Source organism: Gottfriedia sp. NPDC057991, from assembly GCF_042886615.1.
Classification (GTDB): Bacteria; Bacillota; Bacilli; order Bacillales; family Bacillaceae_G; genus Gottfriedia.
Genome location: NZ_JBHVQN010000001.1, coordinates 888941 through 915028 on the forward strand (window position 1 = coordinate 888941; position 26088 = coordinate 915028).

Annotated in this window: 33 protein-coding genes; 27 read left to right on the forward strand and 6 right to left on the reverse strand. The window is 32.7% G+C overall.

Annotated features, from left to right (window positions below; all coding sequences use genetic code 11):
* Positions 1 to 153 precede the first annotated feature (153 nt).
* From ACFVR2_RS04490 to ACFVR2_RS04540, 11 genes are all read left to right on the forward strand, one after another.
* The gene (locus ACFVR2_RS04490) at positions 154 to 1317 is read left to right on the forward strand and encodes a D-alanyl-D-alanine carboxypeptidase family protein (protein ID WP_387359269.1); all 1164 of its coding nucleotides are present in this window, start codon (positions 154 to 156) and stop codon (positions 1315 to 1317) included.
* A 128-nt stretch (positions 1318 to 1445) separates the two neighbouring features.
* Positions 1446 to 1796 (forward strand): anti-sigma F factor antagonist, encoded by a 351-nt coding sequence (gene spoIIAA / locus ACFVR2_RS04495; RefSeq protein WP_025672020.1) that lies wholly within the window; start codon positions 1446 to 1448, stop codon positions 1794 to 1796.
* Positions 1796 to 2236 (forward strand): anti-sigma F factor, encoded by a 441-nt coding sequence (gene spoIIAB, locus ACFVR2_RS04500; RefSeq protein ID WP_025672021.1) that lies wholly within the window; start codon positions 1796 to 1798, stop codon positions 2234 to 2236. The genes spoIIAA and spoIIAB overlap by 1 nt, the downstream gene beginning before the upstream one ends.
* Before the next feature lie 12 nt (positions 2237 to 2248).
* On the forward strand, positions 2249 to 3004 hold the full coding sequence (gene sigF / locus ACFVR2_RS04505; RefSeq protein ID WP_056466881.1) for an RNA polymerase sporulation sigma factor SigF: 756 nt from the start codon (positions 2249 to 2251) through the stop codon (positions 3002 to 3004).
* 273 nt (positions 3005 to 3277) lie between these two features.
* Positions 3278 to 3901 carry a stage V sporulation protein AA gene (locus ACFVR2_RS04510; RefSeq protein WP_387359271.1) on the forward strand — a complete coding sequence of 208 codons (624 nt, stop codon included), beginning with the start codon at positions 3278 to 3280 and terminating at the stop codon, positions 3899 to 3901.
* Positions 3894 to 4310 carry a stage V sporulation protein AB gene (locus tag ACFVR2_RS04515; RefSeq protein WP_056466874.1) on the forward strand — a complete coding sequence of 139 codons (417 nt, stop codon included), beginning with the start codon at positions 3894 to 3896 and terminating at the stop codon, positions 4308 to 4310. Before ACFVR2_RS04510 ends, ACFVR2_RS04515 begins: the two co-directional genes overlap by 8 nt.
* Before the next feature lie 12 nt (positions 4311 to 4322).
* The gene (gene spoVAC, locus ACFVR2_RS04520) at positions 4323 to 4775 is read left to right on the forward strand and encodes a stage V sporulation protein AC (protein ID WP_056466871.1); all 453 of its coding nucleotides are present in this window, start codon (positions 4323 to 4325) and stop codon (positions 4773 to 4775) included.
* A gap of 13 nt (positions 4776 to 4788) precedes the next feature.
* On the forward strand, positions 4789 to 5796 hold the full coding sequence (spoVAD, locus tag ACFVR2_RS04525; RefSeq protein ID WP_387359275.1) for a stage V sporulation protein AD: 1008 nt from the start codon (positions 4789 to 4791) through the stop codon (positions 5794 to 5796).
* 11 nt (positions 5797 to 5807) lie between these two features.
* Positions 5808 to 6158: a stage V sporulation protein AE gene (gene spoVAE, locus ACFVR2_RS04530; protein ID WP_056466865.1), complete on the forward strand. Its 351-nt coding sequence runs from the start codon at positions 5808 to 5810 to the stop codon at positions 6156 to 6158.
* A gap of 3 nt (positions 6159 to 6161) precedes the next feature.
* A complete protein-coding gene (gene spoVAEA / locus ACFVR2_RS04535) occupies positions 6162 to 6725 on the forward strand; it encodes a stage V sporulation protein SpoVABEA (RefSeq protein ID WP_387359278.1) in 564 nt (187 codons plus the stop codon).
* Positions 6722 to 8182, forward strand: coding sequence for a spore germination protein (locus tag ACFVR2_RS04540; protein WP_387359280.1), 1461 nt, complete (start codon positions 6722 to 6724; stop codon positions 8180 to 8182). The genes spoVAEA and ACFVR2_RS04540 overlap by 4 nt, the downstream gene beginning before the upstream one ends.
* Positions 8183 to 8811: 629 nt before the next feature.
* Here the strand turns inward: ACFVR2_RS04540 and ACFVR2_RS04545 are convergent.
* The gene (locus ACFVR2_RS04545; protein ID WP_387360446.1) at positions 8812 to 9645 is read right to left on the reverse strand and encodes a DUF1002 domain-containing protein; all 834 of its coding nucleotides are present in this window, start codon (positions 9643 to 9645) and stop codon (positions 8812 to 8814) included.
* A 223-nt stretch (positions 9646 to 9868) separates the two neighbouring features.
* Between ACFVR2_RS04545 and ACFVR2_RS04550 the strand changes: the two genes are divergently transcribed.
* A complete protein-coding gene (locus ACFVR2_RS04550; protein WP_056466860.1) occupies positions 9869 to 10306 on the forward strand; it encodes a peptidylprolyl isomerase in 438 nt (145 codons plus the stop codon).
* 388 nt (positions 10307 to 10694) lie between these two features.
* Here the strand turns inward: ACFVR2_RS04550 and ACFVR2_RS04555 are convergent, their stop codons facing one another.
* Positions 10695 to 11324, reverse strand: a complete 630-nt coding sequence (locus tag ACFVR2_RS04555) for a cupin domain-containing protein (protein ID WP_387359282.1) — start codon at positions 11322 to 11324, stop codon at positions 10695 to 10697.
* Positions 11325 to 11654: 330 nt separating this feature from the next.
* On the opposite strand from ACFVR2_RS04555, the gene ACFVR2_RS04560 reads away from it, so the two are divergent.
* On the forward strand, positions 11655 to 12014 hold the full coding sequence (locus ACFVR2_RS04560) for a GNAT family N-acetyltransferase (protein WP_025672354.1): 360 nt from the start codon (positions 11655 to 11657) through the stop codon (positions 12012 to 12014).
* Between the two features lie 517 nt (positions 12015 to 12531).
* On the opposite strand, the gene ACFVR2_RS04565 is transcribed toward ACFVR2_RS04560, so the two are convergent.
* A complete protein-coding gene (locus tag ACFVR2_RS04565) occupies positions 12532 to 13035 on the reverse strand; it encodes a DUF309 domain-containing protein (protein ID WP_387359284.1) in 504 nt (167 codons plus the stop codon).
* A gap of 110 nt (positions 13036 to 13145) precedes the next feature.
* Positions 13146 to 13262, reverse strand: coding sequence for a YjcZ family sporulation protein (locus tag ACFVR2_RS04570; protein WP_084006686.1), 117 nt, complete (start codon positions 13260 to 13262; stop codon positions 13146 to 13148).
* Positions 13263 to 13470: 208 nt separating this feature from the next.
* On the opposite strand from ACFVR2_RS04570, the gene ACFVR2_RS04575 reads away from it, so the two are divergent.
* The 13 genes from ACFVR2_RS04575 to ACFVR2_RS04635 all read left to right on the forward strand — a co-directional run bounded on the left by ACFVR2_RS04575 (position 13471) and on the right by ACFVR2_RS04635 (position 23861).
* Positions 13471 to 14241 (forward strand): segregation/condensation protein A, encoded by a 771-nt coding sequence (locus ACFVR2_RS04575; RefSeq protein WP_387359286.1) that lies wholly within the window; start codon positions 13471 to 13473, stop codon positions 14239 to 14241.
* Positions 14241 to 14816, forward strand: a complete 576-nt coding sequence (gene scpB / locus ACFVR2_RS04580) for an SMC-Scp complex subunit ScpB (RefSeq protein ID WP_387359288.1) — start codon at positions 14241 to 14243, stop codon at positions 14814 to 14816. Before ACFVR2_RS04575 ends, scpB begins: the two co-directional genes overlap by 1 nt.
* A 78-nt stretch (positions 14817 to 14894) precedes the next feature.
* Positions 14895 to 15290, forward strand: coding sequence for a hypothetical protein (locus tag ACFVR2_RS04585; RefSeq protein WP_387359290.1), 396 nt, complete (start codon positions 14895 to 14897; stop codon positions 15288 to 15290).
* Between the two features lie 18 nt (positions 15291 to 15308).
* A complete protein-coding gene (locus tag ACFVR2_RS04590) occupies positions 15309 to 15803 on the forward strand; it encodes a DUF3907 family protein (protein ID WP_387359292.1) in 495 nt (164 codons plus the stop codon).
* 167 nt (positions 15804 to 15970) lie between these two features.
* A complete protein-coding gene (locus ACFVR2_RS04595; RefSeq protein WP_387359294.1) occupies positions 15971 to 16957 on the forward strand; it encodes an aromatic acid exporter family protein in 987 nt (328 codons plus the stop codon).
* 151 nt (positions 16958 to 17108) lie between these two features.
* Positions 17109 to 18032, forward strand: coding sequence for a superoxide dismutase (locus tag ACFVR2_RS04600; RefSeq protein ID WP_387359296.1), 924 nt, complete (start codon positions 17109 to 17111; stop codon positions 18030 to 18032).
* A gap of 136 nt (positions 18033 to 18168) precedes the next feature.
* Positions 18169 to 19323: a D-alanyl-D-alanine carboxypeptidase family protein gene (locus ACFVR2_RS04605; protein ID WP_483867288.1), complete on the forward strand. Its 1155-nt coding sequence runs from the start codon at positions 18169 to 18171 to the stop codon at positions 19321 to 19323.
* Complete coding sequence (locus ACFVR2_RS04610; RefSeq protein ID WP_387359300.1) at positions 19316 to 19909, forward strand: nucleoside recognition domain-containing protein; 594 nt, start codon at positions 19316 to 19318, stop codon at positions 19907 to 19909. The genes ACFVR2_RS04605 and ACFVR2_RS04610 overlap by 8 nt, the downstream gene beginning before the upstream one ends.
* Entirely contained in the window at positions 19910 to 20440 is a 531-nt protein-coding gene (locus ACFVR2_RS04615; protein WP_056466828.1) for a spore maturation protein, read from the forward strand.
* 198 nt (positions 20441 to 20638) lie between these two features.
* On the forward strand, positions 20639 to 21559 hold the full coding sequence (locus tag ACFVR2_RS04620) for a PLP-dependent cysteine synthase family protein (RefSeq protein WP_387359302.1): 921 nt from the start codon (positions 20639 to 20641) through the stop codon (positions 21557 to 21559).
* A gap of 3 nt (positions 21560 to 21562) precedes the next feature.
* On the forward strand, positions 21563 to 22717 hold the full coding sequence (locus tag ACFVR2_RS04625) for a bifunctional cystathionine gamma-lyase/homocysteine desulfhydrase (RefSeq protein ID WP_387359304.1): 1155 nt from the start codon (positions 21563 to 21565) through the stop codon (positions 22715 to 22717).
* Complete coding sequence (locus ACFVR2_RS04630) at positions 22718 to 23359, forward strand: class I SAM-dependent DNA methyltransferase (protein ID WP_387359306.1); 642 nt, start codon at positions 22718 to 22720, stop codon at positions 23357 to 23359.
* Positions 23360 to 23387: 28 nt separating this feature from the next.
* On the forward strand, positions 23388 to 23861 hold the full coding sequence (locus ACFVR2_RS04635; RefSeq protein ID WP_387359308.1) for an S-ribosylhomocysteine lyase: 474 nt from the start codon (positions 23388 to 23390) through the stop codon (positions 23859 to 23861).
* A 425-nt stretch (positions 23862 to 24286) separates the two neighbouring features.
* Here ACFVR2_RS04635 and ACFVR2_RS04640 read toward each other — a convergent pair whose 3' ends face one another.
* Complete coding sequence (locus ACFVR2_RS04640) at positions 24287 to 24559, reverse strand: hypothetical protein (RefSeq protein WP_088010721.1); 273 nt, start codon at positions 24557 to 24559, stop codon at positions 24287 to 24289.
* Positions 24560 to 24626: 67 nt separating this feature from the next.
* Positions 24627 to 24905, reverse strand: coding sequence for a hypothetical protein (locus tag ACFVR2_RS04645; protein WP_387359311.1), 279 nt, complete (start codon positions 24903 to 24905; stop codon positions 24627 to 24629).
* A 240-nt stretch (positions 24906 to 25145) separates the two neighbouring features.
* Here ACFVR2_RS04645 and rluB point away from each other — a divergent pair, with 240 nt between their 5' ends.
* On the forward strand, positions 25146 to 25874 hold the full coding sequence (rluB, locus tag ACFVR2_RS04650) for a 23S rRNA pseudouridine(2605) synthase RluB (protein WP_335408069.1): 729 nt from the start codon (positions 25146 to 25148) through the stop codon (positions 25872 to 25874).
* Positions 25875 to 26088 lie beyond the last annotated feature (214 nt).

A 26088-nucleotide genomic window follows, 5' to 3' on the forward strand; every position in this document is an offset into this window, starting at 1 on the left:
GTATTAAGTGTATGAGTATAATTAATACACTTTACTTATATCATATGTTCTCATGTATGTAAATAGTTCCATTCTTTCTAATATTTTCTTCTGTGCTTGTTTAAACTACTTATATTTGGAAAAAATATGTATGAAAAGAATGGAGGGTTATAGATGAAAAGGGTATTACTAACTCTTTTAAGTAGTGTTATGATCTTTTCTTTATCACTACCTAAAGTAAATGCAAGAGAGACACAAAATAATGATGTAAGTTTGGCAAAAAATGCATTATCTTCCGTAATTATTGAACAAGATACTGGGAAAATCTTATATGAAAAAGATGCTAGAAAAGAGCTTCCACCAGCAAGTATGACTAAGATCATGACAATGCTTATTATTATGGAAGAAATCAATAAAGGAAAACTTAGGCTAGATGATAAAGTAATGACTAGTGAACATGCTGCGTCAATGGGTGGATCACAAATCTTTTTAGAACCTGGCGAAGAGATGACAGTAAAAGAAATGCTAAAAGGGATTGCAATCGCATCGGGAAATGATGCATCAGTTGCAATGGCAGAGAAAATTGCGGGTACAGAAGAGGCATTTGTCGCTTTAATGAATAAAAAAGTAAAACAGTTAGGATTAAAAAATACACATTTTGAAAATCCAACTGGGCTACCTGCACCTGGTCATTATTCATCGGCGTATGATATGGCAATCATGGGAAGAGAGCTTTTAAAATATCCATTAATCACAAAGTTTACTGGTACTTATGAAGATTACTTGAGAAAAGATACTGAAAAACAATTTTGGTTAGTAAATACGAATAAACTAGTTCGTTTTTATCCAGGAGCGGATGGATTGAAAACTGGATTTACTGCAGAAGCAAAATATTGTTTAACAGCAACTGCTAAGAAGAACAACATGAGAGTAGTTAGCGTAATTATGGGTGCGCCTACTTCTAAAGAAAGAAATGCACAAATGACAAATATGCTTGATTATGCATTTAATCAATATCAAGTAAAGCAATTAATTAAACAAGGTGAGAATATCGAAAGACTTAGTATTAGCAAAGGTAAGTCTAAAGGTGTAAATGTTATCACAAAAAGCCCAGTTTCAGTTGTATTGAAGAAGGGTGAGGCGCTGAATAAAATTACGAAAGATATTAAGCTTAACAAAAATATTCAAGCACCAATTAAAAAAGGGGAAGTTGTCGGAGTTTTAGTCTTAAAACAAGGTAGTAAAGTTTTATCTAAAACAGACTTAGTGGCGAATAAATCGGTAAGTAAAGCTAATTGGTATGATTTATTTAAGCGTACTGTTGGTGGATTCAACTGATTTTTTCCGACTAATTTCGAGTATTCCTAAAAGATTTGGCGTTTTACCACTAGTTTTGTCATGCGTGAAGGAATTCGGTTTAGTTTTAACGAAACTTTCAGTAACCGTCAAATAAGGAGGTTATTGTAGTGAGTCTTAATATTGAACTTGAAGTGAAAAATGCAATCCTTTGTGTAAGACTTGCAGGGGAATTAGATCATCACACTGCTGAGGATTTACGTTTACAAGTAAATGAGGTATTAGAGTCACGGACTATCAAACATATTTTATTAAATCTTGAGCATTTAACATTTATGGATAGTTCTGGTTTAGGTGTCATTTTAGGTAGATATAAAGTTATTCGAAATAAAGGTGGGGAAATGGTTGTCTGTTCAATTTCTCCATCAATTAAACGGTTATTTGATATGTCTGGTTTATTTAAGATCGTTCATTTAGCTGATGATGAGTCAAATGGACTTAATGTATTGGGGGTGGCATAATGCGAAATGAGATGAACCTTCAATTTTCTGCATTAAGTCAAAATGAATCATTCGCTCGTGTAACTGTAGCTGCATTTATTACCCAGCTAGATCCTACTTTAGATGAATTAACTGAAATTAAAACTGTAGTATCTGAGGCTGTTACAAATGCGATTATTCATGGTTATGAAAATAATCCTGAAGGGATCGTATTCATTTCAGTTTTACTTGAAGATCAAACAGTAACTTTAACAATTCGAGATGAAGGGATTGGTATTGCTGATTTAGATGAAGCAATGCAACCTTTATATACTTCAAAACCAGATTTAGAAAGATCCGGCATGGGATTTACGATTATGGAGAATTTCATGGATCAATGTGAAGTTGTGTCCACTATTAATGTTGGTACAACGATCACGGTTAAAAAGTACTTATCAAATAGCAATGTTTTAAGTAATTAAGGAGAATCGCCTATGGACGTAGAAGTCAAGCAAGATCAACCCCGTGCGCAGTTAAAGGATCATGAATTAAAAGAGTTAATTAAGCGTAGTCAGGCTGGAGATCAATTGGCTAGAGACAGCATCGTCGGGCACAACATGAGACTGGTATGGTCAGTTGTTCAGCGCTTTATTAACCGTGGATATGAACCAGATGATTTATTTCAGATTGGATGTATCGGTTTATTGAAATCGGTAGATAAATTTGATCTCTCTTATGATGTACGATTTTCTACATACGCTGTTCCAATGATTATCGGAGAAATCCAACGATTTATTCGAGACGACGGAACAGTTAAAGTGAGTCGTTCATTAAAGGAAACGAATAATAAGATTCGAAAAGCAAAAGAAGAATTAAGTAAAACGCTTGGAAGAATGCCTACAATTAACGAGATTGCTACTCATATGGAAATTACACCAGAGGATGTTGTACTTGCGCAAGAAGCTAGTAGAGCTCCTTCATCAATTCATGAAACGGTGTACGAAAATGATGGTGATCCAATTACATTGTTAGATCAAATTGCTGATAACCATGAAACGAATTGGTTTGAAAAATTTGCATTAAAAGAAGCGATAAAACAACTAGATGATCGAGAGCGATTAATTGTCTATTTAAGATATTATAAAGATCAAACTCAATCAGAAGTTGCTGAACGATTAGGAATTTCTCAAGTACAAGTTTCAAGGCTAGAGAAAAAAATTCTCCAACAAATGAAAGACAAAATTAAATAAAATCATGAGCTGAAAAAGCTGAAGAATCGTAGTGAATACAAAACGATTTTTCAGCTTTTTTATTTTGTCTTTTGCTGAAAATACCGTTTCAAAATAGATGAATCATCTTCGAATTCATCTACCAGCTGCATTTTTCGATAGGGATGACGCCTAACATTTCCTATTTTTACTTACCGAACTACTTAGTTCAAGCTTCCTGGACTTATATTTTTGGGAAGTTTTCACATACTAGTTGTAATTGAATTCATAAAGCTTTGAAACTGAGGGGAAAGTATGAATAAGGTGTTATATATTAAATTACTTAATCGGATTGTTGTACAAGTAGGTAAACGTGTACATCTAGAAGAGATTGCACGATTACAAGGGAGTAATGTTGATTTAGCCCAAATTAAAAAAATCATTGTACATGAATCAAAAAAGGAGGATGGTACACATACAGTTATTGATATTCTCGATCTTTTGCCATTAATTCAAGAAATTGAACCTGATATTTCGTTTGAGCTCGTTGGAGTGACGATGTGCATAATAGAACTTAAAAATGAAGTTTCAAAGGATCGTTTCTTTCTGTTTTGTTTCGTTTGGATCTTGTTATTTACGGGTTCTTCATTAGCAATCATTTATTTCCATGAAGATGTTAGCATGCAGCAGGTTCAACAACGAATTTACTATATGATTACAGGAGAACATAATCATAAACCTTTATTACTTCAAGTACCATATTCTTTTGGACTAGGAATTGGGATGATTTTATTTTTTAATCAATGGTTTAAGACTAGATTAAACGAAGAGCCGAGTCCTCTTGAAGTAGAAATGTTTCAGTATCAACGCTCAATGGATGAATATGTGTTAGTAAACGAAAATAAAAAGCCAAACAAAAGTGTAAATACCGATGATTAGAGATTTGTTCATAGTGTTTGTAGGGTTTTCAGGAGGTATTGCTGTTGGTACGGGCTTTGTAGCATTTTTATCGGTTATTGGAATTATTCCGAGACTAACACAGTTAACAAAAACGATTAAAAAGATTCGTGCTTATGAGTTTTCAGTTATTTTAGGAGCAATTTTTGGTTGCTGGATTAGTTTGCGAAATACCGTATTTAATTTGCCAAATATATTTTCAGTTTTTATTGGGCTGTTAGCAGGTATTTTTATTGGAATGTTAGCTGCCGCACTAACCGAGGTTTTAAACGTTTTTCCAATTTTAGCAAAACGAATAGGCATTCAAAAGAAAATTGTGTACTTATTAATGGCAATCGCACTAGGTAAAGTTTTTGGGTCGTTATTTCATTGGATTTATTTTATAGAGTAAAGGATGGATGAAATGAGCGGGAAATTAAAAGCTAATTATAAAGAAAATATAAAACCATACCAACCGAAAAAGCCAGTATTAAAAAATTGTATCAAAGCATTTTTAGTTGGGGGATTTATCTGTTTTTTAGGTGAGTGTATTACAAAAATCTATATTAACTATTTTAACTTTACTGATAAAAATGTAGGTGATCCAACAGTAGCTACACTTGTTTTAATTTCTAGCTTACTTACAGGGTTAGGTATATATGACAAAATTGGACAATTTGCAGGTGCAGGATCTGCTGTTCCTGTAACAGGTTTTGCCAACTCTATGACGAGTGCTGCTATGGAACATAGAAGTGAAGGTCTAGTTCTAGGAGTTGCAACAAATATGTTTAAACTAGCTGGCTGTGTAATTGTTTATGGAGTTGTTTCGGCATACGTCGTTGGAATGATACGATACGCATTTAAAGTATTCTTATAGGAGGTGAGTATTTATGGCTTTAGTCGGTAAACAAACTTGGGAATTTCAAAATGGTGTATATGTCCAAGCATCTGGAACCGCTGTTGGACCAAGAGAAAACTTGGGACTGTTAGCTGGCAAATTTGATTATGCATATGAAGATCTTCATTGTAATGAAGATAATTGGGAATTAGCGGAAAGAGCATTAATGAGAAATGCAATTTCAGTTGTACTAAAAAAAGCAAACAAAACTGTAGAAGATATCGATGTATTTTTAGCAGGTGATTTATTAAATCAAAATGTTACTGCAAACTTTATGGCAAGAGAATTGCAACTTCCTTTTTTATGTATGTTTGGAGCGTGCTCAACTTCAATGGAAACGGCTGCACTTGGTGCACAGTTAATCGATAGTGGTTATGCAAAAATGGCATTGGCAGCAACAAGTAGCCATAATGCTACTGCTGAAAGACAATATAGATATCCTACAGAATACGGTGGACAAAAACCTGATTCTGCAACTTTTACAGTAACTGGAGCGGGAAGTGTTCTCCTTTCAAATAAAAAAAGCAGAATAAAAGTAAAATGCGCCACAATTGGTACAGTTCAGGATTTAGGTTTGACAGATCCATTTGACATGGGTTCTGCGATGGCACCAGCAGCAGCTTATACAATCGTGCAACACTTTAAAGACACAAATACGACACCTAATGATTATGATTTTATCGTAACTGGTGATCTCTCAGCTGTTGGTGCACCAATTTGTGAACAACTTGTTAGAGAAGAAGGATATGATATGGCAGGAAAATACAATGATTGTGGATTGCTAATCTATGATCGAGAAAATCAGGAAGTTTTTGCTGGTGGAAGTGGATGTGCTTGTTCAGCGGTCGTAACATACGGTCATTTATTTCAAGAGTTAAATAAAGGTACTTATAAACGAATTTTAGTAGCGGCAACCGGCGCTCTTTTAAGCCCAACAATGATTCAACAGAAAGAATCAATTCCAACTATTTCACATGCTGTCGTTTTCGAAAGCTGTTAGGAGGTGTTCAGATGGATTTTGTTAATGCTTTTATAGTAGGGGGTCTAATTTGTGTAGTTGGCCAGTTACTTTTTGATTTCACAAAATTAACACCAGGTCATGTAATGTGTATTTTTGTTGTAATTGGGTCAATTTTAGATGGGTTTGGCATTTACGATAAGCTTATAAAATTTGCTGGTGCGGGTGCAACCGTTCCAATTACTAGTTTTGGCCATTCTTTATTACACGGAGCGATGGCAGAAGCAAATGACCACGGCTTCATTGGTATTGGAATGGGGATCTTTTCACTAACTTCATCTGGAATTTCGGCAGCAATTTTATTCTCATTTATAATTGCTCTAATTTTTAAGCCAAAAGGTTAACTTATGAAAAAGAAAAGGATCATTATCGTAACCGACGGAGATGTTTATGCACATCGGAGTATTGAGTATTTGGCAAAACAATTTGGCGGATGCACAATATCACAATCGCAAGGTAATCCCACTAAGTTCTCTGGAAAGAGAATGGTTGAAATCATTATGCAAGCACAAAAAGAACCGGTATTTGTATTGTTTGATGACAGTGGCTTTATGGGAGAAGGTCCTGGAGAAAAGGCTTTAAAATATGTAGCGAGTGATAAACATATTGAAGTGATTGCTGCATTAGCAGTAGCATCAAATACACATCATCAAGAATGGACAAATGTAGATGTAAGCATTGATAACGAAGGGAATTTAACTGAATACGGTGTTGATAAGTATGGGGTACCTGATATTGAAATAGGAAGAATAAATGGAGACACCGTATATAATTTAGATCAACTAAATATCCCCTTCATATTAGGAATAGGAGATATTGGAAAAATGGGTGGAAGAGATGATATTGAGATCGGCTCACCCATTACACGAAAAGCAATTGAATATATCCTCGAGAGGAGTGAACTCCAATGACCACGAAAAAAGAGCCAACAAAACTAACAAATAAACTAGTTACAAATGCTCATACAATAAGTGAACGAATAGGTTATGGAGTAAGTTTTGATATTGGAAAACGTGTGATTTTTGTAAAAAAAGTTGAAGTTAATCTTTATTATGTTAACGGATTAACGGATACAAGTTTTATTCAAAGATTCTTAGATGACTTAATTGGACTAGAAAAAGTCGAGAAAAATAAGTCAATGTTTAAAAATATTGAAGATACGATAGTTCATCAATCTGTAGAAATCGTTTTAACATTTGAAGATGTGATAAAGAAAGTATTATCTGGTTTGATTGTAGTATTAGTTGATGGAGAAGATAAAGGACTCGCAGTCGATGTTAGGAGTTATCCTGGACGTGGTCCAACTGAACCAGATACCGAGCGAGTAGTACGTGGTTCACGAGATGGTTTTACTGAAAACATCATTAATAATACTGGCCTAATAAGAAGACGTATTCGCGATGAAAATTTAAGAAATGAAATTCTTCAAGTAGGTGAAAGTTCAAAGACAGATGTTTGTTTATCGTATATAGAAGGTTTAGCACACGCGGAACTTGTTAAAGAAATTCGCGATCGAATTACAGGTATTCACGTTGATGGTCTTACAATGACAGATAAGAAATTAGAGGAATTTATATTAAAGCAAGGGTATAATCCATTTCCTTTAGTTAGATATTCAGAAAGACCTGATGTAATTGCAAACCATATTTTAGAAGGACATGTTTGTATTATTGTCGATACATCTCCAAGTGTAATCATTACGCCTGCAACATATTATCATCATATTCAACATGCCGAAGAGTTCAGACAAACGCCTGCAATCGGAACATTTTTTCGATGGGTTCGATTTATTGGGATTTTTTTGTCAGTATTCATGCTTCCATTTTGGTTGCTCTTATGTAATTTTCCAGAGATCTTACCAAAATCTTTAAGTTATATTGGTCCAAAGGAAACAAGCAACATTCCAATTTATTTACAATTAATTATTGCTGACACGGGGATTGAATTCCTCAGAATGGCAAGTATACATACACCAAATGCCGTATCAACCTCGATGGGGATTATTGCAGCCGTATTAATTGGACAAGTCGCAATTGACGTTGGTCTATTCCAACCGGAAGTAGTATTATATACGGCTGTGTCAATGATTGGATCCTATGCTACTCCAAGTTATGAGCTAGCACTTGCAAATAAAATGGCCAAATTTTTCATATTAATATTAACAGCCATATTAGGAATTAAAGGCTTTATGATTGGATCAACATTTTTAATTCTCTTCTTAGCAAGCTTAAACACATTAAATACACCTTATTTCTGGCCATTTATTCCATTCGATGGTAGAGCCTTCTGGCACTTAGTTGTCCGAACAAAAGCTAGTGAAAGTCAACATAAAAAAGGTGGAAAAACAATCGGTGACGCTACCATTTAATCTGGTAGGTCTCATATTGCTGATGAAATAAATGAAGGGGGCTGTCCTAAGAGTCAGATTAACTGACAAATAGGCGCCCTCATTTTAATTTTAAAAAATGTACTAGCTCAAGGGAGGAATCTCAACAGCGCTTTTCATTTGTAGTTAATAGAATAGAACTTTTTTATGAAATTAACCAAATTTTTATCAAGTTTTTATTGGAAATAGAAAAGAATTAGAGCGCTCCATATATAAGGGTCTGATATTGTACAATTTTTTTCGCTCATAATACCTTTACTGGTATGGGTAACTTTTGTTTTTAATTGCGATTCTATCGAATTTAATTGCAGTTTTGTTAAATTTATTTGCGATTCTCAAATTTTAATTGCAGTTTTACCAATTTTAATTTCGATTTTCAGATTTTATTTGCACCCCACGATTTAATTGCAACATTTCATCGTTTATTTGCATAGACCGAATCCTTATTTGCAGCTTGATGCTTGACTTAATATGCGAGGGATCAGATCACACCCCATGGAAAACGAGTATACTACATGAAATCAACCAGGAATACGTTTTCTTAATTGACAACTTCCTTTTAACAGAAAGAAACCCGGTTACTTTTTTTAGTAACCGGGTTTCTTTCATAATTATTTAAAGAATGAAACAATCGCATCAAATAATGCGGAGAAGAAATCTTTAAGTTTTTGAATAAAAGATTGACCTTCTTTAGAATTTAGATATTCCGAGATTTTATTTTTAGCTTTAGTTAATTGGTTTCCTACTTGATCCCAATTAATATTTAAATCTTTCATTTTTTCAAATAAAGACATCAAACTAGCCTTTTGATCAGCAGTTAATGTAATACCAAGATCCTTTGCTAATCGATCAATTAATGATTTTAATTCATCGGTTGACATGTTTGGATTTTTAGCTAGCTCTTCTTTCACTTTAGTGACAAGTTGTACAGCTTTTTCATTACCTACTGAATCACCAAGTTCGGCAGTTTTAACCATTTCTTCATTTGCTACTTTTTTAACATCGTCAGGTATAACTTGACCTGAACTTAGCTCATATGCCTTCATAATTCCAGTTAAAGCAGCAGTACCTGATACTTCAAATGGAGCGGTAATTACAATATTTGCATCCTTTAATCCAGCCGTGATTAAAGCATTTGTATACATTGAGTTAGTAACCCATGAAATATTATTTGATTGAACGACGATGCCAGTATTTTTTTCACCGATTGTAATCATAGCAGATGAAAGAGCTCGAGTACCGATTTGAGCACTAGGTACTGTACCATCTAAATATTTATGTTCCTCTTGATTTGAAACAGTCACAATTTTAGCATCAGATGGCGCACCCATTTCAGCTAATAATGATTTCTTTTGCGTTTCAGATAAATTTTGCCCAAGAGTAACAATCGTTTCACCTGGAACAGCATCAGCAAATACCGATAAAGGCATAGCTACTAATCCCATTGATAAGGTGAACGCTAATAACTTTCGTTTTAACAAAGAGACACTCCCTTTACAATAATCCAAATTTTACATCTTACAAAACTATTATAGTACTTTTCGAAAACTTGTCATTACTTTTTGTTTTTTGTATGATAATATCAGCGTTACTAATTTATTCAGTAATGAAAAAATATAGGACAATTAAGTCTTATAAAGTTGTACATACATAAGGAGGATTTTTATTATGAAAAAAGCAAGTATTACATTTGAAAATGGCGAACAAATCTTAATCGAATTATTCCCAGAGCATGCACCAGGAACAGTTGAAAACTTTGAAAAATTAATTCGTGAAGGTTTCTACAATGGATTAACATTCCACCGTGTAATTCCTGGATTCGTATCTCAAGGTGGAGATCCAAACGGTAATGGAACAGGTGGCCCAGGATACAAAATTAAATGTGAAACTGTTGGTAACCCATTAAAACATAAAGCTGGATCTTTATCAATGGCACATGCTGGAAAAGATACTGGTGGTAGCCAATTCTTTATCGTTCACGAGCCACAACCACATTTAGATGGAGTACATACAGTATTTGGTCAAGTAATCGAAGGTATGGATACAGTTTTAAGAATGCGTAATGGCGATGTTATGCAAGAAGTTAAGGTTTGGGACGAAGAATAGTCAAACCATTAAGAGGTCATTCTAATTAGACTTCAAATGAAAAAAGCCACAAGGGAAAAATTTTTCCTTGTGGTTTTTTAACATGTTCTTGGTTAATTAAACAGTGAAATTATTTGTTAATAGTCCGGACTATTTATTTAAGGTTAAATTAGAAGATTTATTTTGTTTTTTATTGAAATATGTTTAGTTTTAATTGTTTCAGAGTCTATTCATGTTATTTCTTCTATATTCTTGATTCTCATAATCTCTTTCCACATAATTCATAGTCTTATTTGCTGCTTTATTAGTTTTTATTGCAGCTAAGACTTTTTTAATTGCAGATTTGCCAAATTTAATTGCAGTTTTGACTTTTTTAATTGCACATACTATTTCACCTTGAATCTTGCAATTAAAAACGCTGTTGATAATAATTCTGGTTGTAATAGGAATTTTGATAATAATTTTGATTCTGCTGATTTGCAAATTCAAGCTCGTTTTGAACTTGACGATTACAGTTTTTTGGTGGTCCTAAAAATATAGAAGGTTGTAAATTTGCTTTTGCATTTTTCCATTGGTTTTCATCAAGACAGTAAGTATGTGAGACAATATTTGAAGGTGTAAATTTCATTAAATCAGAGAATAATATTACGTCTGGGGAAGGTGCATTAAATATTGCTAATAAATGAGTATTGTCAACAGTTGCAATTTCATAATGCCACCAGCCTTGTGGTACGTTTGCAACTTGACCAGGAGTAATTGGGAAATTTAATAGTTGCTTTGTATAAGGATTTAAGATTGATACAACTGCCGCACCAGAAATACAATATACTAATTCTGATGAGTTTTGATGATAATGTGGCTCTACAACATTATTTATACTTAAAAAAATATCCAATAAAGACAAATTATCTAAAGTATTCAAATCATTAACACTTAATTGATTGATAAAGTTTTGACGATCCTTTACAAATGCATGATTTTTATTTATATCATAAGTAAATTGAATATTTGGCGATGTATAATCTAAATCCAACCTCATAATGATCACCCTTTTATATAACTCTAACTAAAATTTACTGTATTCAAATTTATCTAATTGGTGACAAAAGCCTATAAGGTTGGATGGGCAAGAAGAATACATGACTAGTACATTAAATCATTTTAAATTCTCACCTATATCATATATCCCGTTTTTCCATCTCCCTGGTTTTCTGACTTGACAGAAAAATGTGAGAATTATATATTTGAAATATTGATATATTTGGAACGTATTTTTATATTTATCGTACTATAGAGGGAAAATCAATCATATATTATGTATTGGTTTAGAAGCTAATTAGAGTTTTAATAATTTTTAAGAGGGGTTAACATGTTAATTAGGTATAAGAAAACATATGAGAAAATTGCAATGGGCCTGCTTTCGTTTATGCCGAATGAAAAGAATGTGAAGAGCTTAGTAAATACGATTAAAGATTATGAAACTAAAGATGATAATCATTTATTCCTTTGGAAATTAGACGATATTGTTGGGATTATTGGAATACAACTACTACCAGATAAGGTTATTATGATTAAACATTTAAGTGTAAACCCTTCATTCCGAAATCAAGGTATTGCAACTTCACTTTACGATGCTATTAGATCTCAGTATACAGACTATACAATCGTAACAACGCAAGAAGTAGCTTCATTTATTGAACATTGTCATGTTAGTTTGAAAGTATTATAGAAAAAAAGTGCTCTATTTTTGAGCACTTTTTTTTGCGTAATTGAAATATCTAGTAGCCAATATTGAGAAATAATTAAGTGAACTATATGGATAAAGTTGGATTAGATTTGGCTTTTTTTATTGGATGGTCGGTGATTTATTTGTAGTTTGGACTTTTTATTTGCACTTGCACAGATTTATTTGCAGTTTGAACTTTTATGATTTAACTTATTATGACCACATATTCTAAATTTTTAAATGTAACCTTCTTTTGATAGATATGTTGATTTGAACGGAAGGGTGCTCGACTCCTATGGGATATGTAGGAAGGCTGAGTCCCCGCAGGAACGAGGAGGCTCAGTTCATGATCCATGGAAAGCGAGCATCCTGTAGTGGAAATCAACTTACAGATACTTTTTTAGTAATGTATAACCTTAGTAAATTGAACTATAAAAAAACAGAGAAGTAACGGATTAGTTGCCAATCTCAATTTTTCAATAACATGAAAAAGGTGCCCAATTTATTGAGCACCTTTCCTCTATATTTTTCTTCGTAATTCTAATTGCTTTAATCTTTCCGAAATGACATCTGTTCGATCTCTTGTAGAATGTTTATTAATTAAATCTTCCGTAAATGACGAGTAATATTCTTTTTGATTTTGATATCTTTCAATCAATTCTTGGTCATTTAATGGGAGGTCGAAATGGTGATATTCCGTTTCATTTTGAAGTTTTAACTGTAAATCTGATATGATTTGATGAAAGCGCAAATGATCAATTCCAGCCATTTCCAATAAATTAGAATCATTTGAAAAGGTAATGACGTGTCGAAATAATTTTTTAGCACCAGTAAAGTTTCTTCTTCTATAATGATATAACACTACCGATAATCTTATTAAACCTAACCAGACCTTTTTATAATGATGATTTAATTCAAGTTTCCATTGTTCCTCAAGAATTTCATGACATTCAAAAAAATCTTGATCAAAATGGAAATGACATAAATATTTTATGTATCGCTCGTTTTTATTGTAATGGACCAAGTTTTTCACCTCTTTATTACTAAAATTTTATCAGAAATGGAATAATTTAAAAAGAAGAAAGCCTAGAGCAATGTCTAGACTTTCACGTTTTGTTTATTCACGGGGTTAAATTAACAGACGAAAGCACATCCAACGATGATTAATAAAATAAATAATACTACGATTAAAGCAAAGCCTCTGCCGTGGCCGAAACCGCCGAACTCTGGAGAAACAGCACCTTTACTCATGAAATAACCTCCTTACCCAAAAAAAAATTACTCTTGCACTGATATCTTATGAAAAATTTTAGAAAATGGTATAGGCGTAAAACTAAAAATTTAGGAACAAAGTAACTTCATCGATGAAAAATCCTTTTCTGTTATATAGTTTTATGAAATAATACTTTATACTGTTATAGAGTATATTTTTATTTTAAAGTAAGTTGGTGAGTAGTTTGTGAAGCAATATGAAGTTAAAATTGATGCATTTGAAGGGCCATTAGATTTATTACTTCATTTAATTCAACGATTTGAAATTGATATTTATGATATACCTGTATCTGAAATAACAGATCAATATGTTTCATTTATTCATACAATGAAAGAATTAGAATTGGATATTGCAAGTGAATATTTAGTGATGGCAGCTGAATTACTTGCGATGAAAAGTAAAAGTATTTTACCTAACCATGAAGAACAAGCTGATTGGGATGCAATTCTTGAAGAAGACCCTAGAGAAGAATTAATGAATCGATTAATTATATATAAGCAATTTAAGGAAGCGGCGATATTATTTCAGGAAAAAGAATCTGAACGTGCGATGATTTTTACTCGAAATCCTGTTGATTTGTCCGAATATGGACCGAGACCAGAAGATATTGTCATGCCGACTGATGTTACAATTTACGATATGTTTGGTGCACTTCAAAAGCTATTTAAACGTAAAAAGCTACAAGAACCACTTCAAACTAAAATTGTTCGTGAAGAAATATCGATCGAAAAAAGAATGGGTGAAATTATTACCTACTTAAAAAGTATAAAAAAGAGAACTAATTTTATCAGTTTATTTCCATATAGTGATAAAGAAAGTATTGTAGTTACTTTTTTAGCGATTTTGGAATTAATGAAAACAAAAGACATTGTAGTAGAACAGGAACAAAACTTTTCAGAAATTTTTCTTACATCACGGGAGGTTTTTGAAGATAAGCAAGCTGAGGTGTACTTGTAATGGAACAGGAAAAAAATTTAGTAGGAGTTCTAGAAGGACTTTTATTTGTAGCTGGCGATGAAGGAATATCAATTGTCGAGCTATCTGAGGCTTTAGAACTAAGTCAAACCGATGTTCTAGAATTAATTGAGAATCTAAAAAAAGAATATGAAAATCCTAACAGAGGCTTACAAATTAGAATTCTAGCTAACAGATATAAACTTACTTCAAAGAGGGAACATGGTGAGTTTTTCAAAAAATTAGTTGAAAGCCCATCGAACTCTTCGTTGTCACAAGCAGCATTAGAAACTTTAGCGATTGTTGCATACCAACAACCAATTACGAGGACAGAAATTGAAGATATTCGTGGAGTTAAGACTGAAAAACCAATCCAAACTCTTGTCTCGAAATATTTAATTAAAGAAGTTGGGCGGGCTGAAGGGACTGGACGTGCAATTTTATATGGTACTACTTCTGAGTTTTTAGATTATTTTGGTCTAAAAAACATTAAAGAATTACCTCCACTACCACAAGATTTAAAAATGGAAGAAGTTGAAGAAGAAGCAGATTTATTTTTTAGCAAATTTGAAAAATAAGATTAGTTAAAAAATTCTGCAAATCTGTATGTATCCTATGTTAAACTAATACTATGGAAATCTTGGAGGGTGAAAGAATTGTTAATTTATAATTGTCACGGGTATGAATTAGTAAAGGCTCAACCAAATACTTCGGAAGATTTTTTTAATCGTTCTGAAGTTGAATATGAATATAATGGTCATAAAATTGTAACTTCTGTCTTATATGTTCGTTTTTTTGAAGAACAACTTTCTGAAGTAAGTGATTTAAAAACAACTAAATTATATGAAAATGGCGATCAATCAGTAGATTTTCGTGATCTAGTGGCACTTGCGCTAATTATTAAAAATCCTGATTATCGTGGAAGAAAGCGAATATATATTAATGAATTAGATCAATTTGTAAAAGAGCTTCAAGGTGTTGATTTTGATAAATTGGTAGGATATGCGAGAAGTATTAAACAAAATTCAAATAAAATAGAAATATCGATCTAATTTAACGGAGGGAAAAAAATGTCGAATAAGATGGTAGAGCATCAATTAAAAATTGTTGGTAATCAATTAGGGATTGTTGGTCTAGAGTGTAATTTGTTTTTAAATAAGAATTCTTTACCGTCATTTCAACATGAAAACCAAGCAGTGGATACTAACTACTTAGAAAAAATACTTTCTTCATTACGTAGAATTACAGTATATTGTGAGGATGCTAAAGAAGTTTGTGAGAAAATTTTAAGTGGACAGTTCCATAAAGCAACAGCTGAAGATACTTTACATAAAATTTATCACAGATGTATCGCTGAATTCTTCTCTCCTAAAAACGATGCATGGTATGAAAATAGTCGTGCAGCATACACAGGTAATCAAGCAATTACATTCTATAAAGTTGTACCAGGTACTATCCAAGACCTATTTTCGTCATTAGAAAAAGTTTTTCAACAAATGCGAGAAGAACTTGAGTATTATGAAACAGATTATTCAACAAAACTTATGCAACAATACAAACAGTAATTAGAAAATAGTTAAATGTAAATAGTAAGGTTAAGAGAAAAAGACTAGAAAATATCTAGTCTTTTCATTTTGTACAAAACCAAAAAAAATTGGATATATCTAGTAATTTTTATCTAAGATACGTTACAATACTATAGAAATTTCTTTGTAAGAGAAGAGGATAAAAAATGAAACAAATGTATTCGATTGGACAAAGGACAATCAAAACAGCAATCGGAAGTGGTATATCCCTATTAATCGCAGAAGCTCTACATTTACAAAATTATAGTACTGCTGCTGTCGTTACGCTATTAAGTATTCAAAATACAAAACGCAGATCATTTATTGTTGCAATTCAAAGATTTGTTGCATCAGTTATTGCAATGTTAATTGGATGGATGATGTTTGAATTTTTAAGCTATACCCCATTAACAGTTGTCATTTACTTTCTTTTAACTATACCCTTATTAGTCACATTGAAGTTACAAGAGGGAATCATTCCAAGCTCAGTGATTGTTTTACAAATCTATGTTAGTAACAATAAATCAATATCTTTCTTATTTAATCAAGTTGAAATTTTGGCGGTTGGAATCTTAATTGCATTAATAATGAATACATATATGCCAAGTATTGAGAAGAAGATGATTGAATCTCAAAAGAAAATCGAGCAAAATTTTAAAATGCTACTTCTAGGTATTGCTTTAAAAATGAAGGGTAAGGATGAAGATTCACAAATTGATTTAATTTATGAAACAAAAATACTTTTACAAACGGCGAAAACATTAGCTTACAGGCAAGTTGAAAATAGTTTTATAAAATCAAATTTATATTATATTAATTATTTTGAAATGAGAGAACGTCAATTTGAAATCATATCGAATCAAATCATCCCTTTATTAAAAAAAGTTGCGTTAAATTATCCGCATTCAAAAATTATTGCAGAATTCTTTGAGGATACAGGTGTTTACTTAAAAGAAAAATCTACGGGGATTGAATTATTAGGGGAATTTAGTCATATGATGAATGATTTTAGAAAGATGCCATTGCCTGAATCAAGAGATGAATTTGAGACTAGAGCTAGTTTAATGATGATTGTTTACGAATTGGAAAAAGTGATCTCATTAAAAATGGAGTTTTACTCAGAAAATCAGACCGTTTTAGAGAAACTTACCTAATCATTTTATATAAGAGCATGTGGAATTAACATCTTAAATAGGTTAATTCCATTAATCGCGTGAATCAGATGAATACCGGTAATAGCTATAAATTTAATATCATACAATAGAAAGTAGATGAGAAATTTATTTTCTCTGATGGAGGTGTATGATGTTAAATCAATCTGAACTCGTCACTTACTTTCAGGAGGTAGAAATCTGGTGTGCGAATGTATTACAGTTGCTGTCTGAAAGATTTGACCATATTCAAGAAAAAGAACTATTAGAATATAAAGTTAAACTATTATTAAACAGAATGGGGACAAAAGGTCATTATGTAGATCAAAATTCCTTTTTAGATGAAATTAGTATGGATGTGGATGATATCCAAGAACGATTAATTTCAATTTTAAATGAAGAGGAATATGATGATAGCTATGCGTATCGGGTAATAGAAGTCGAAGAGAGAGTTGGGATTGGTAAACATGAGCTTCCACCTTTACCTTACCCCTATAATGCACTCGAGCCATATATATCAAAAGAAATTATGATGCTACATCATGATAAGCACCATAAAAGTTATGTAGATGGTTTAAATAAAGCTGAGATTGAATTAGAAAAGGCAAGAAAGAATAAGGCATACGATTTATTAAAACATTGGGAAAGAGAGCTTGCATTTCATGGGTCGGGTCATTATTTGCATACTATATTTTGGAATAATTTAAGTAAATCAGGTGGAGGGCAACCTCATGGGGCTCTTTTAAAACAAATTGAAGACGACTTCGGAAGTTATGAAGACTTTAAAGAGCATTTTACACAAGCTGCTAAAAAAGTGGAAGGTGTCGGTTGGGCGATCTTAGTTTGGGTTCCAAGAGCGAATCGTTTGGAGATTCTTCAAACTGAAAAACATCAATTCTTTACGCAATGGGATACAATTCCATTGCTAGTTTTGGATGTTTGGGAGCACGCTTATTATTTACAGTATAAATTTGATAAAGACGCGTATATTACAAATTTTTGGAACATAGTTAATTGGCCGGATGTAAATTATCGATATAATTATGCTAGTCAATTAAAATGGCAACCATTTTATTAATTAGCGAAAAATAGTAGGTGCTGGAATTGCTCAGGTTGTATATCTGAACAATTTCAGCACTTTTTTTCTTAAAAAAAGTCATTTTTTTATAATGTATTTCGTAAACTTGTACTAATTAGGACTAACTGTGGAGTTGATGCGAAAGATGAAAAAATGGCTAGTAATCGGAATCATTGGCTTATTTTTAATCGGAATTATTATTCCGACGAATAATGTTGAAGCATTTGGAGGAGTTAGTGCTAGAAATGCAGTTTTGATGGATCAAAAAACTGGACGAATCTTGTATGGTAAAGCAATGCATGACTCTGAAAGAATCGCCAGCATTACAAAAATAATGACTGCAATACTTGCTGTAGAATCTGGTAAAATGCAAAACACGATAACAATTAGTTCAAGAGCAGTACAAACAGAAGGGTCATCCATTTATTTAAAACCTGGACAAAAAATTAAGCTGGAAGATTTAGTTTATGGTTTAATGCTTAGGTCTGGGAATGATGCGGCTAATGCAATTGCCGAGGCAGTAGGTGGTAGCATCGAAGGTTTTGTTTATATGATGAACGAAAAAGCAAAAGAAATCGGAATGAGTAATACATATTTTAGCAATCCATCAGGACTTGATCAGCAAGGAAAAGAGCATTACTCATCTGCTTATGATATGGCGTTATTAACGAGATACGCTATGGAAAATCCTAAATATGCAAAAATTGCAGGGACAAAAGTACATCGTGCCCCCAATACGGCAGAATCTTGGGATTATGTGTGGAAGAATAAAAACAAATTGCTTACTTTCATGTACAAGTATAGTACTGGAGGTAAAACTGGATTCACTAAAAAAGCAAAAAGAACGCTTGTATCAACAGCTTCGAAAAATGGAATGGATTTAATTGTTGTAACACTAAATGATGGGCAAGATTGGCAAGATCATATGTCACTATTCGAATATGGTTTCAGTAACTATCCTTTAACGAAAGTTTTAAGTAAAGGAGGAATTAAAGAGGTCACAGATAAAAAATATAAAGGACATGTTTATATGAAAAATGACTTCTCTTATCCATTAGATAAAAAAGAGCGTGATCAAGTAAGAATCACGATTGAAATGCAAAAGCCGACCAAGAAAAAAATCGCTAATGATGCAATTGTTGGTAAAGCGATTATCGAACTAGAAGGTGAACAAATTGGATTTAGAAATATTTTTTATAGCGAAAGTAAGGTCAAAGTATTTACGAAAGAAATAATCCAAAATGGAAAACAAGTTCTATTAAACTTAATGGGAGAGCACTCTGGTGGTTAATATCATTTGGGTTGCTCTTACAATAATTGGTTTTGTTTTTGCGATGATTAATGGCACCATGGATGAAGTAAATAAAGCAGTATTTGACGGAGGAAAGCAAGCAATTACCATTATTATTGGACTAGTTAGTGTTCTTGTTTTTTGGTTAGGTTTAATGCGAATAGCAGAAGAATCTGGATTATTAAAAATTCTTTCGAAATTATTTCAACCATTCCTTTCTTTCTTATTTCCGAGAATCCCTAAAGACCATCCAGCACTTGGTTATATTATGTCAAATATGGTTGCCAATTTATTCGGTTTAGGAAATGCTGCAACACCATTAGGTATAAAGGCTATGGAACAACTAAAAGTATTAAATAGAAATAGTATTGAAGCAAGTGATGACATGATTACATTTTTAACTTTAAATACAAGTGCAATCACTTTAATTCCTACAACAGTGATAGGAGTTAGAATGTCTTATCATTCTTCCAATCCGACTGAAATAGTAGGTGTTACAATTCTTGCACAGATCGTTTCATTCATTGGGGGACTCGCGGTAAATAGTTTTTTTGCAAGTAGGCGAAATCGAAAGGGGAGAAAATAAATGGGATATATGAATACTATATCACTTTATATCATTCCATTTATTATCGCTGTCATATTAATACATGGAACTTGGAAAAAGGTGCCGACGTATGAATCATTTGTAGAAGGTGGAAAAGAGGGTGTAACAATTGCAGTGCAATTAATTCCATTTTTAGTTGGTATGCTAGTATCCATCTCGATCTTTAGAGCGTCAGGTGCACTAGAGTTTTGTGTAGAACTTATGCGACCATTATTAAGTTCGCTAGGTATACCTGCAGAAGTTTTTCCGCTGGCAATTATTCGACCTATTTCTGGTTCGGCTGCTTTAGGGATTACTTCGGATTTAATTAAAACATATGGACCTGATTCGTTTATCGGAAGGCTAGCTTCAACTATGCAAGGTAGTACAGATACAACGCTATATGTTTTAACGGTGTATTTTGGAGCGGTAGGTATTCGTAAAATGGGTGATGCATTAAAAGTAGGTTTAATTGCAGATGCAATCAGTATTATTTTTTCAATCATTTTTGTAACGATGTTCTTTTCTTAACTCAACCCATATGATTTGAATCATTGAAAAAGTACTTTTATTTTAGGATAAAAGTACTTTTTTATTGCGCATTTAAAATTAATATCTTATAATACCAATAAGAATAGTTGGTATTAAGACAACATTCAATTTTACCCATGTTGCATATAATGGATTGGAAGAAACTAACCTTTTTGTGACATAAAGGAGCTTGAAATTATGAAAGTTGTAAAATCAGTACACGAGCTGATCGGATCAACACCATTGCTTGAAATTACAACATTCCCTTTACCAAAAGGAACAAGACTATTTGCAAAATTAGAATTCTGTAACCCGGGTGGAAGTGTAAAAGATCGACTTGGAATGGAATTATTAGAAACTGCACTTAACGAAGGTAAATTAGAAAAAGGTGGAACAGTGATTGAACCAACCGCCGGAAATACAGGAATTGGTTTAGCACTAGCAGCTATAAAATATGGCGTAAATGTTCTATTTGTTGTTCCTGAAAAATTCAGTATTGAAAAACAAACATTGATGAAAGCACTTGGAGCAAAAATTGTGAACACACCTACCGAAGATGGCATGACAGGTGCAATTAAAAAAGCGAATGAGCTATCAAAAGAAATACCGAATTCATTTGTACCTTCACAATTTAGTAATGAAGCGAATCCAAGAACGTATTACAAAACATTAGGTCCAGAGTTAGTTGACCAACTCGATGGAAAAATAGATGTATTTGTTGCTGGAGCTGGTAGTGGAGGAACATTTACTGGAACAGCTCAGTATTTAAAAGATAAATTACAAAATGTAAAAACAGTGATAGTTGAACCAGAAGGATCAATATTAAATGGCGGAAAGCCAGGTTCACATGATACAGAAGGAATTGGAATGGAATTCATTCCTGCCTTTGTAGATACAAACTTATTTGATGATATTCATACAGTACTTGATTCAGACGCATTTCGTTTAGTCAAAGAGCTAGCAACGAAAGAAGGACTTTTAGTAGGGAGTTCCTCAGGAGCTGCGTTATATGCAAGTTTATTAGAAGCAAAAAAAGCAAAACCAGGGAGTACAATCGTAACGATTTTCCCAGATAGTAGTGAAAGATACTTAAGTAAAAACATATATAGTGAGGGATAAAATATGAAGAAAAAGACGGCGTTAATACACGGGGGAATTAGTAGAGATGAAACAACTGGTGCGGTTAGTGTCCCAATTTATCAAACTAGTACGTATAAACAAGATGCTGTTGGCAAACATAGGGGATTTGAATATTCCAGAACAGGCAATCCGACACGACATGCTCTTGAAGAGTTAATGAAAGATATTGAACACGGTGTTGCAGGATTTGCATTTGCATCTGGAATGGCAGCTATTCATACTGTTTTTAGTTTATTCAAGACTGGTGACCATATCGTAGTCGGCGATGATGTTTATGGTGGTACTTACAGATTACTTACAAGAGTGTTATCAAATTTAGGCATAACAACTACATTTGTTGATACAAGTAATATTACATTAGTTGAAAATGTTATTTCACCAAATACAAAAGCAATTTTTATTGAGTCACCTAGTAATCCATTATTAAAAATTACTAATATTAAAGCAATTGCAAAACTAGCAAATGAATATGACTTATTAACGATTGTTGATAATACTTTTGCTACTCCATACTGGCAACAACCTCTTACACTAGGTGCTGATATCGTCGTTCATAGTGGAACTAAATACCTTGGAGGACATAGTGACGTAGTAGCTGGAATTGTTGTAACGAATAAAGAAGAGTTAGCTGAAGATTTAGCGTTTTATCAAAACTCGATTGGTGGAGTTTTAGGACCAAACGATAGTTGGTTATTACAACGTGGTATTAAAACACTTGGGATAAGAATGGAAGAGCATGAAAGAAATACGCATGAAATTGTAACATTCTTATCGAATCATCCAAATGTAAATAAAGTTTTCTATCCTGGATTATCGACACACCCAAATCATGAATTAGCAAAACAACAAAGCAGTGGATTTGGTGGCATGTTATCTTTTGAATTAAAAGAAGGATTAGATCCAGAAGAATTTGTAGGCAAATTAAAGTGGTTCACATTAGCTGAAAGTTTAGGAGCAGTTGAAAGTCTTGTAGGGATCCCTTCAAAAATGACGCATGCTTCGATTCCAAGGGAAAAACGAATTGCATCCGGAATTTCTGATGAATTAATTCGATTATCGGTCGGTCTAGAAGATTTAGAAGATTTAATCGAAGACCTAGAACAAGCATTAATATTTCAAACATCAAAGGTGAGATAAATGGGTAGAGAGTTTTTAGACGTTTTTACTGGTTGGGCAGAAAGTTACGATTCTTTTGTTCAAGGCCATGACCCAGAATATAAAGAAGCATTTCGACGTTATGATGAAATTCTAAAAGAAATTGTTAATAGAAGTGGAAACAGCGTCCTTGAATTTGGAATTGGTACAGGGAATTTAACAAAGTTACTTCTTGATAAAGGAAAAACTGTATTTCCAATCGAGCCATCTCCTGAGATGAGAATGATTGCCTCAAAGAAATTGGGCGAGAATATTACGATTCACGACGGAGATTTAATTGATTTTCCAAAACCACAGGCCGAGATCGATACAATTGTAAGTTCATACGTTTTTCATCATTTAACTGATCAAGAAAAATATGAAGCTATTAAAATATATAGCTCATTATTGAACTCACATGGGAAAATCGTATTTGCAGATACAATGTTTTTAACAGAAAACGAATATAAGAATGAAATTACAAAAGCTGAAAATGCAAATTATATCAATCTAAGAGATGATTTAATTAGAGAATATTATCCATTAATTCCAGTTGTTCAATCACATTTTGAAAAAAATGGTTTTGATGTGAAATTCGAACAATATAATGATTTTGTATGGATCGTTGTAGCTACAAAAAAATAGAGAGAAGTAATTTAGGAGGAAATTAAATATGCCATCAGTTGAAAGTTTTGAATTAGATCACACAAAAGTTGTTGCTCCTTACGTTAGACATTGTGGTACTCATGCAGTTGGTACAGACGGAGTTGTTACAAAATATGATATTCGTTTTTGCCAACCAAATAAGCAAGCATTGAAGCCGGATACAATTCACACTTTAGAACATTTATTGGCTTTGAACGTTCGTGAAGCAGTACCTGCTGGTGATCCTTTTAAAATTATTGATTTATCACCAATGGGATGCCAAACAGGATTTTATTTAATAATCGCTGGCACACCTTCTATTTCAGAAGTAATCACATTATTACGTAAAACAGCTGAACTTGGACTGCAAGTTGAAGTAGTACCTGCTGCAAATGAGCTTCAATGCGGCCAAGCAAAACTTCACGACCTTGAAGGCGCAAAAAAATGGTTAAAATATTGGAGCGAGCAAACAGACGAAACGTTAGAAAGTGTATTTGCTTAATATTGAAAAACGTCATCTTAATGGATGACGTTTTTTATATTTTGTAGGAATATAGAAAATGGGGAACTGCAAATAAAAAGAGCAAATCTGCAATTAAATAAGTCAAAACTGCAAATAAAAAAGTCAAAACTACAATTAAAATTAAGTAAACTGCAAATAAGACCACGAATCATTCATAAATTTGAGCGAAACCCATATGAATCTCGAGGACTAATTGTAAAATGGATTGAGAATTCAACAAATCAAAATAATATCAATTAAAAAAGATAAAAAATAAATCAATCTCGCCCTAAGGAAGGTGGACATCTCGTAGTGGAAATCAAGCTCATGCAGGCTCCTAAATTGGCAAAATCGTTTTTCAACAGAATGAAAAAAACGTCATCCTAATTTTGATGGCGTTTTAAAGCAACAAAATTTAAAAAAGCTTAATTGATTACAAGAAGTAATTTCTCTTTTGGAACGGTGAATTTAATTTCTCCGATATTTTCTTCAATATCTTCAATTGTTGGAATATCATCAAAGCTTTGAATTGAAATGGCATCATCTAAGCATAATAAAATATAGGGGAAATTAGTTTCTGTAGAGTCATAGATTAATTTGTATGCTTTTGAAGGTTTATCGGAAGTGAAAAATACATCGCCTAATTTAAACGAACCAACTGAATTATATTTTACTGCTGGATTAAAAGAATAATTCATATAGTAAGCTCCTTTTTCATTTTACTTATTATATTATTGACGGGTTCTTAATAGATTAAACAGCAAACTAGTAATTTGCTTGAATTGTAATAGATAATTTGTTTTTCTGAGTTACCATCGTGACTTCACCAATCCAATCTTCAATATCTCCTAGGGTTGGCATAATATCATAATTTTGGACTAGTCTTGCATCGGTTAATGAGACAAGTACATATGGGAAATCATCTTCATTTTCTTCATAAACAAGCATATAGATTGTTTCATTCTTTTTAGAAATAAGCACACTACCTGGCGTAATAATTTTAGAACGGTCAAAGGCTGAGGAGTGTTTTAAAGTTAAATTCATATCTATTACCTCATTTCTGCAAATCTAGTAAATTATATGATAGATTTTTAAAAATATGATATTGAGAGAGGGATTAAGGGACAAGGGATTAAGTGGAAGAATGGCGATGGGCACGACTTGAAAAATGAAATTAAAGTTTAGATTTGGTGATTAACTCACTTTATTCATAAAAACCTTGTAGCTGCTACTTGTTTTCAATTGTATAAATCTGTATGATGGTTGAAGAGGTGAAATGATCGAATGGAAAGATTACAGAAAGTTATTGCTAGAGCGGGAATTGCTTCTCGTCGTAAAGCAGAAGAGTTAATTAAAGAAGGAAAAGTGAAAGTAAATGGTCAGGTTGTTACTGAGTTAGGTGTTAAAGTAAGTGGTAACGATCGTGTTGAAGTGGAAGAGATTCCGATTGATAAAGAAGAACCAGTTTACTTCCTTTTATATAAACCATCAGGTGTAATTTCAAGTGTTTCAGATGATAAAGGTAGAAAAGTTGTAACAGACTTTTTTCCAATGATTAAACAACGTATTTATCCAATTGGTAGATTGGATTTTGATACATCGGGTATTATTCTACTAACAAATGATGGCGAATTTTCAAATCAACTTCAACATCCAAAATATGAAATAGATAAAGAATATATCGCAAAAGTAAAAGGGATTCCAACTAAAGAGCAGTTACGTAAATTAGAAAGAGGAATTGTGCTTGAGGATGGGAAAACGGCTCCAGCTCAAGTTAAAATGATTTCACTTGATAAAAGCAAAAATACTGCAATTATAAGACTAATCATTCATGAAGGGAGAAACCGTCAAGTTAAGAGAATGCTTGAGGCGATTGGTACTCCAGTTGTGAAGTTAAAACGTGAACGATATGCGTTTTTAGATTTGAGTGGTTTAACTCCTGGTGATGCAAGAGAACTATCACCTCATGAAGTGAAAAAACTGAGAGCAATGGCTACAGCAAAGCCACGCTAATGATAAGTCAGACTGTTGATCACTGCTTTCTTACTTAGTTACCTAACCTATATTCAGTACTTTTTTATAATCCGGTTAACATTTTTAGAAAATGTGTTTTAATGCAGTCTGATATCCTATTTTTTCACTACGACTCGGTAAATACCGAGTTTTTTCTTTGCATTAAACATTTAATATTCCAGGATAAAAGATTGAAAATTTAGTCTTTTTTGAA